Source organism: uncultured Thiodictyon sp. (assembly GCF_903828115.1).
In the GTDB taxonomy this organism is placed as follows: domain Bacteria; phylum Pseudomonadota; class Gammaproteobacteria; order Chromatiales; family Chromatiaceae; genus Thiodictyon.
Genome location: NZ_CAIKKU010000130.1, coordinates 1 through 7,205 on the forward strand (window position 1 = coordinate 1; position 7,205 = coordinate 7,205).

Annotated in this window: 5 protein-coding genes and 1 pseudogene; 3 read left to right on the forward strand and 3 right to left on the reverse strand. The window is 69.5% G+C overall.

The features are described 5' to 3' along the window. A pseudogene (locus tag QZY48_RS04975) lies at positions 1-517 on the forward strand (EAL domain-containing protein); the annotation flags it as partial. 798 nt (positions 518-1,315) lie between these two features. Further along, positions 1,316-3,148 (forward strand): long-chain fatty acid--CoA ligase, encoded by a 1,833-nt coding sequence (locus QZY48_RS04980; RefSeq protein WP_295428537.1) that lies wholly within the window; start codon positions 1,316-1,318, stop codon positions 3,146-3,148. An 82-nt stretch (positions 3,149-3,230) separates the two neighbouring features. Here QZY48_RS04980 and QZY48_RS04985 read toward each other — a convergent pair whose 3' ends face one another. The 3 genes from QZY48_RS04985 to QZY48_RS04995 all read right to left on the reverse strand — a co-directional run bounded on the left by QZY48_RS04985 (position 3,231) and on the right by QZY48_RS04995 (position 6,177). Further along, complete coding sequence (locus QZY48_RS04985; RefSeq protein WP_295428539.1) at positions 3,231-4,154, reverse strand: hypothetical protein; 924 nt, start codon at positions 4,152-4,154, stop codon at positions 3,231-3,233. Between the two features lie 214 nt (positions 4,155-4,368). Continuing rightward, a complete protein-coding gene (locus QZY48_RS04990; RefSeq protein WP_295428541.1) occupies positions 4,369-5,157 on the reverse strand; it encodes a hypothetical protein in 789 nt (262 codons plus the stop codon). 204 nt (positions 5,158-5,361) lie between these two features. Continuing rightward, positions 5,362-6,177, reverse strand: coding sequence for a hypothetical protein (locus QZY48_RS04995; protein WP_295428544.1), 816 nt, complete (start codon positions 6,175-6,177; stop codon positions 5,362-5,364). Positions 6,178-6,411: 234 nt separating this feature from the next. Between QZY48_RS04995 and QZY48_RS05000 the strand changes: the two genes are divergently transcribed. Next, positions 6,412-7,131, forward strand: a complete 720-nt coding sequence (locus QZY48_RS05000; RefSeq protein WP_295428547.1) for a CHAT domain-containing protein — start codon at positions 6,412-6,414, stop codon at positions 7,129-7,131. The last annotated feature ends 74 nt before the right edge of the window (positions 7,132-7,205 follow it).

Here is a 7,205-nt window from a genome sequence, read left to right on the forward strand (position 1 = left end):
CGACAGAGCCGCCGGCGTGCCGCTGCTCAACCGCCTGCTCGCCGCCGCGGCCGCGCCGGTGCCCCTCGGCGATGTCGTCATGCAGGTCTCGGCCAGCCTTGGCGTCACCTTCTATCCGCAGCCGGTTCCGGGCGAGCGCGAAGGGACGGACGCGCTCGACGCGGATCAACTGCTACGCCAGGCTGACCAGGCCATGTATCTGGCCAAGCGGGCCGGCAAGAATCGTTACCATGTCTTCAACGTCGAAAAGGATCATCGCATCGGCGGTTAGCATGAAGGTCTGGACCGCATCCGCCGCGCCCTGGTCGCGCGCGAATTCGTGCTCTATTACCAGCCCCGGGTCAACCTGCGCACCGGAGCGGCCATCGGCGCCGAGGCCTTGATCCGCTGGCAGCATCCGCAACGCGGACTCCTGCTCCCGCAGGAGTTCCTGCCGGCGATCGAGGATGACCTGCTGGCGGTCGAACTCGGCGAACGGGTGATCGAGACCGCGCTGACCCAGATGGACAGCTGGCGGGCGAGCGGACTCGACCCCATTGCGGTCAGTGACCAACGCGGAACCAATGGCAGCTCAAGCATGTGTCGCTGCGGTCGCCTCATCCGCGCCGATTGACAGCTCCTGGCCGCTATGTGAAGCTTCACATAGCGACCCCTATGTGAAGTTTTGAACTCCAGGATCTCACCGATTGCCGCCGCGTCCTGGTGCCGGCCCGCGGCGAATAGGCGGAGCAATTGACCTGACCGAAGCCCATGGCGGCAACGAAGCCCAGGGTCTCGCGTCACTCAGACTCGGTCTCACCAGGGAAGCCGGCGATGATGTCGGTCGTGAGGTTGATTCCCGGCACCGTGGCCTGCCCCAGTGCGGCCAGACGGGTGAACTTTGCGGTCTTGCCGCGCCGCTCCGCGTCGGCCGGTGCAGGTGGGGCATCAGGCGCGGGTCGGCGACGACGTCCCAGAGGCCGTCCGGCAGGTCCCAGGGTTCGAGTGAGCCCAAGCGGTCCCGCGGGACCTGGGTAGCAGACGGGTGAATCAGGATTCGGCTCCCAGGTCGAAACCTCCCCCAGCAACTTGCGCTCTTCCTGATTGAGATCCAGCAGGACGCCGCGATGCGGACCAGCGACCTTGTGTGTGGGTGCGCACCGAGGGGCTTGCCGAGCCACCCATTTCGCGCTCAGTTGCCATAATTGCATTAAAGCAAGAGGCCCGCCCGGCCGCTCCGGCCCCTGATCTGAAGTCGCGGTCGCGGCTGGCCGGATCGGTGGGGGGCATCGCCCGTTTGATGCTGAACGCGTTTTTCTGGATGGAGGTCCATGCCATGACCACCGAAAGCCCCGGCCTGCCGTCACACATCATCGCCTGTGACGCGGCCCGTACCCTCCCCGGACTCTTCCGCCAACGGGTCGCGCGCTCGCCCGCGGCCGTCGCCTACCGCCAGTTCGAGGGGGGCGTCTGGCGCGACTACACCTGGTCGGCGCTGGCGGGGCTGGTCGGGTGTTGGCAACTGGGGTTCGCGGGTGAGGGCCTGCAACCGGGCGACCGGGTCGCCTTGAGCCTGCCCAACGGGGTCGACTGGGTCTGTTGCGACCAGGCGGCCCTGGGTCTGGGGCTGGTGCCGGTGCCGCTCTACGCCACCGACAGCCCGGACAACATCGCCCACATCCTGGCCGATTCCGGGGCCTGTCTGCTGCTCCTGGACTCCGACCGCCGCTGGCCCGCCCTGGCCGCGGGTCGCGCCGCCTTTCCGGCGCTGCGCCGGGTCCTGTGTCTGAACCGCGAGTTACCGGCCGCGGACGAGACCCTGCGCGACCTCGCGGACTGGCTGCCGCGCGCGTCGGCTGACCCCGTGGACCTGGTCCAGGACCCGGACGCCTTGGCGACCCTGGTCTATACGTCCGGCACCACCGGCCGCTCCAAGGGGGTGATGCAGTCCCATCGCGGCATCCTGTGGACGGCGCAGGCGGTCCTGCGGCGCATCCCGGCCTACCCGACCGACTGCTTTCTCTCCTTCCTGCCGCTGGCCCACAGCTTCGAGCGCACCGTCGGCTACTACCTGCCCATGATGGCCGGCGCCCAGGTCGCGTTTGCGCGCTCGGTGGAACTGTTGCGCCAGGACCTGCTCCGCATCCGCCCGAGCGTCCTGCTCGGGGTCCCCCGCGTCTACGAGCGGGTTTATCTGGTCATCCAGGCCCGGCTCGGGCCGCACGGCCTGAAGCGGCGGCTGTTGGAGACCACCGTCGACCTGGGCTGGCGGCGCTTTCTCGCGGCGCAGGGGCGCGGTCCGGTCCTGGGTCCACTCGCCCGGCTGGCCGCCGTGGTGCTGCGGCGCCTGATCGCGCGCCAGGTCCTGGACCGGTTCGGCGGCCGGCTGCGGGTGGCGGTCAGCGGCGGTGCGCCCCTGGCGGGCACGGTGGCGCGCTTCTTCATCGGGCTCGGTCTGCCGCTGACGGAAGGCTACGGCCTGACCGAGACCTCCCCGGTGCTGACCAACACCGCACCCGCGGACTGCATCCCGGGCTCGGTCGGGCGGCCCCTGCCGGGACTCGAACTGCGCATCGGACCCGACGGCGAACTGCTTGCCCGCACCCCGGGCCTGATGCTGGGCTACTGGGGCCAGCCCGCGGCGAGCGCCGGCACCATCGACGCCGACGGCTGGCTGCACACCGGGGACCTGGCCGATCTGCGCGACGGGTACCTCTATATCCGCGGGCGGCTGAAGGAGATCCTGGTCACCTCCGCCGGCGAGAAGATCCCCCCCGCCGCGTTGGAGTCGGCGCTGACCATGGACCCGCTCTTCGCCCAGGCCCTGATCCTGGGCGAGGGCCGCCCCTACCTGGCGGCGCTCCTGGTGCTGGAGCCCGACGCCTGGGGGCGTCTGGCTGCGGGTCTCGCGCTCGATCCGGGTGACCCCGCGGCGCTGCACCACCCGGCGGCCCGCGCCGCGGTACTTGCGCGCGTCCAGGACCTGCTCAAGGGCTTTCCGCGCCACGCGCAGGTGCGCGCAGTGCACCTGAGCCTCGCGCCCTGGACCATCGAGAATGGCCTGCTGACGCCGACCATGAAGGTCAAGCGCGGGCGCTTGGAGGAGCAGTTCCGGGAGGTGATCCGGCGGCTGTATGGGGGGCGGGAGCTGCCGGGTGGGGCGGCCTGAGTCCGGCGTTTGACGGGTGTGGACGCCTGACCGGCCGTTTCGTGCGATGGGCGCCGCAAAGCGCCGCGTCGCCCGGTTCAGTTCACTGCTTGCCGGACGTCCGGCGCTCCAGCAGGTCCTTGAGCCGGGCTGCCGCCTCGTCGCTGAGTCCAAGCAGCCGCTCTTCCTCGCTAAGCCCGCGCAGACGATCTTCAGGGCCCAGCCGGCGCGCCAGTTCTTCCGGCGGCAGGCCCCGCAGCCGCTCCTCGGGCGGCAGGCCCCGCAGCCGCTCCTCGGGCGGCAGGCCCCGCAGCCGCTCCTCGGGCGGCAGGCCCCGCAGCCGCTCCTCCGGTGACAGTCCCGCCAGCCGTTCGTCCATGGGCATCTTCTTCAGAATCTCCCGCGCATAATCGCGGCGAAAGTCCTCGAACGTGTATGACATCGGGATACCTACCTCGCGATAGCGTTCATAGATCATTTCAAGTATCGGCACATAATCGTTCTGGCGCCATTGGTAGGCGTCGGCCCCGGCGGCGACCTTCGCCGCTTCAAAGCTGAAGATCTCCCACAGGGCGTTGCGCGGGCAGGGCTCCACCTCGCGCAGGACGATCAGCGTGATGGTGCGGCCCAGGATCGGCAGGCGGTAGACCCCGGGTTTGACCGGCGTCAGCGTAACCTGTTCCGCCAGGGCGCGGGGGCGGCGGGTGGTGACCGCATAGAGCCCGAACCGGGCGGCCGGCTCCCGGGGCGCGAACGCCTTGCGGTAGTTGACGTAATGGCCGATCAGTTCCTCGATCGCCCAGGCGTCCAGGCTCTCCTGGCCCGATTTGTAGGTCAGGAGATTGTGGGGCCTGAGGTCTTCCAGCCCGTCGCAGGGGTCGGTCAGGGGCTCGCCCGTCCCGCGCACGATGACGACATCCAGGACCTGGCGCTTGCGCGCGACGTCCTTCTCCATCTCCACCGCATAGCGGGTACCGGTGAAGTAGTCTTCCAGGGCCAGGCCGAAGAGGCGGTGCCAGTTGATCATGCTGGGTTTGGATGCTCACGCGGGGCTGTTGGCTTGGTGCGGGGTGCGGGGTGCACAACGCCGGGGTCGCTTCCGGGGTCGGATCGCGCTCGCCTCGATTCCAAGCAGGGGGTGCTGCGCTCCCGACGTTCGACCCGGGTGCCGCGCGTGCTCTCACCGCACCGCGGGAGCCATGTCGCGGACGCGCCGCGGCACGGCGTGGCCGGGAACAGGATCAAGGACGGCCGGATGTGCCGCGCTCCAGCAGGTCTTTGAGCTGGGCAAGATCTTCGTCACTGAGCCCGCGCAGGCGCCCCTCGGTGCGCAGTCCACGTACCAGGTCCTCCGGCGGCAGCCCCCGCAGCCGTTCCTCCGGGGTCAGCTCAGGCAGCGTCTCGCGTGCGAGGTCGCGGCGAAAGTCTTGAAAGGTGTATGACATCGGGATACCCGCCTCGCGGTAGCGTCGGTAGATTTCTTCAAGTATCGGGAAATGGTCGTCCTGGCGCCAGTGGTACATGCCGGCCCCGGCGGCGACCTTCGCCGCCTCGAAGCTGAAGATCTCCCACAGGGCGTTGCGCGGGCAGGGCGCCACCTCGCGCAGCACGATGAGCGTAATGGTGCGGCCCAGGATCGGCAGGCGGTAGACCCCGGGTTTGACCGGTTCCAACGCGACCTGTTCCGCGAGCCCGCGGGGGCGGCGGGTGGTGACCGCATAGAGCCCGAATCGGGCGGCCGGTTCACGGGGCGCGAACGCCTTGCGGTAGTTGACGTAATGGCCGATCAGTTCTTCGATGGCCCAGGCGTCCAGGCTCTCCTGGCCCGACTTGTAGGTCAGGAGGTTGTGGGGCCTGAGGTCCTCCAGACCGTCGCAGGGGTCGGTCAGGGGCTCGCCCGTCCCGCGCACGATGACGACATCCAGGACCTGGCGCTTGCGCGCGACGTCCTTCTCCATCTCCACCGAATAGCGGGTACCGGTGAAATAGTCTTCCAGGGCCAGGCCGAAGAGGCGGTGCCAGTTGATCATGGGTGCGCGCGGGTCCTGTCGTTGCGCGGTACGCGAGCCTGGTGGTCCCGATCGCTGACATCGCAGCGATGGAATTGACCCCGGTCCCGCCGGGGTGCGGGCCGCGTTAGCCCCGCCCTCGCGGCGTCCGACATCCCGGCAGGACGCAGGAAGGAAGTCGCTCGGGATGGCAACCTCGCGGCCGGCACCGCCGATCGCTTCAGGTTACTGCCGACGGGATGTGCCGCGTTCCAGCAGGTCTTTGAGCTGGGCGACATCTTCGTCGCTGAGCCCGCGCAGACGCCCCTCAGTGCGCAGTCCGCGTACCAGGTCCTCCGGCGGCAGGCCCCGCAGCCGATCCTCCGGCGGCAGCCCCCGCAGCCGCTCCTCCGGGGTCAGTTCAGGCAGCGTCTCGCGTGCGAGGTCGCGGCGAAAGTCTTGGAAGGTGTATGACATCGGGATACCCGCCTCGCGGTAGCGTCGGTAGATTTCTTCAAGTATCGGGAAATGGTCATCCTGGCGCCACTGGTACATGCCGGCCCCGGCGGCGACCTTCGCCGCCTCGAAGCTGAAGATCTCCCACAGGGCGTTACGTGGGCAGGGCTCCACCTCGCGCAGCACGATCAGGGTGATGCTGCGGCCCACGACCGGCAGACGGTAGACCCCGGGTTTGACCGGCGTCAGCGTAACCTGTTCCGCCAGGGCGCGGGGGCGGCGGGTGGTGACCGCGTAGAGCCCGAACCGGGCGGCCGGTTCTCTGGGCGCGAACGCCTTGCGGTAGTTGACGTAGTGGCCGATCAGTTCCTCGATCGCCCAGGCGTCCAGGCTCTCCTGGCCCGACTTGTAGGTCAGGAGATTGTGGGGCCTGAGGTCTTCCAGCCCGTCGCAGGGATCGACCAGGGCCTCGCCCGTCCCGCGCACGATGACGACATCCAGGACCTGGCGCTTGCGCGCGACGTCCTTCTCCATCTCCACCGCATAGCGGGTACCGGTGAAGTAGTCTTCCAGGGCCAGGCCGAAGAGGCGGTGCCAGTTGATCATGGGTGACACCACGGCGGTGGATCGGCGATCAGGCAAGGGTAGGGGGCGGCGGTGCGTCCGGCAAGTGGCGGGGTGGCGGTTGCGCTATGATTCCATCCGTTGTCCGCGGGTGGCCGCGCCGCGGCCCGCAGGCAGGGGCGGTCCCCGGGCGGGGAGGCGGTGGGGATGATTGCGATGGGTGGGGTGGATTATTAGCGGTTTCCGGCGGCGGATGAGCCGGAGGCGGCGGGGTCGGTGGCCGCTGCTACGCCGCGGCGGGACGCCCCGGCTCCTTTGAACGAGCGCCTGCGCGCCGAGCGCGGCAGCTTCAAGCCGCTGCCGCAGACCGGTCCCGAGGCCGCGGCGGTCGGACGCTCGTTCTGGGACTATTTCAACCGCAAGGCGCGGGTCCTGACCGGGCCGGAGGCGGCCGAGTCCAGCCTGAGCGCGATCACCGAGCCGCCGCTGGTGCTGCATCTGGCGACCCACGGCTTCTTCCTGGCCGCCCGGGCGGATGGGACGGACCGGCCGCTGACGCTCGCGGGGTTGGCGCTGGCCGGTGCCAACCTGGGCCTCGCGGGCAAGCTCGGTCCCGGCCACCAGGACGGCATCCTCTATGCCCTGGAGGCGCAGGACCTGAACCTGGAGGGGACCCGGCTGGTGACCCTGTCCGCCTGCGACACCGGCCGCGGGGCGCTGGACCGCTCCGAGGGGGTCTATGGTCTGGTGCGCGCCTTCCAGATCGCCGGGGCCCAGGCCGTGCTGATGTCACTGTGGCCGCTCGACGATGCGCTGGCCGCCGAGTTCATGGGCGACTTCTACCGCCGCTGGCTCGTGGCCGGACCCAACAGCGACCCGTCCGACGCCTTGCGCGCGGCGCGGCTGGAATGGATCGGGGACAAACGTGATGCGCGCCGGCAGGACCCGGCCTATTGGGCGCCCTTTGTGCTGATGGAGCGGCGCCAGGGTATCTGATGGGCACGCTGCGCTCTGCCCATCCTACCGGACGTTCTCACGGACCGGGCGTCGTTGTCGTTGTCGTTGTCGTA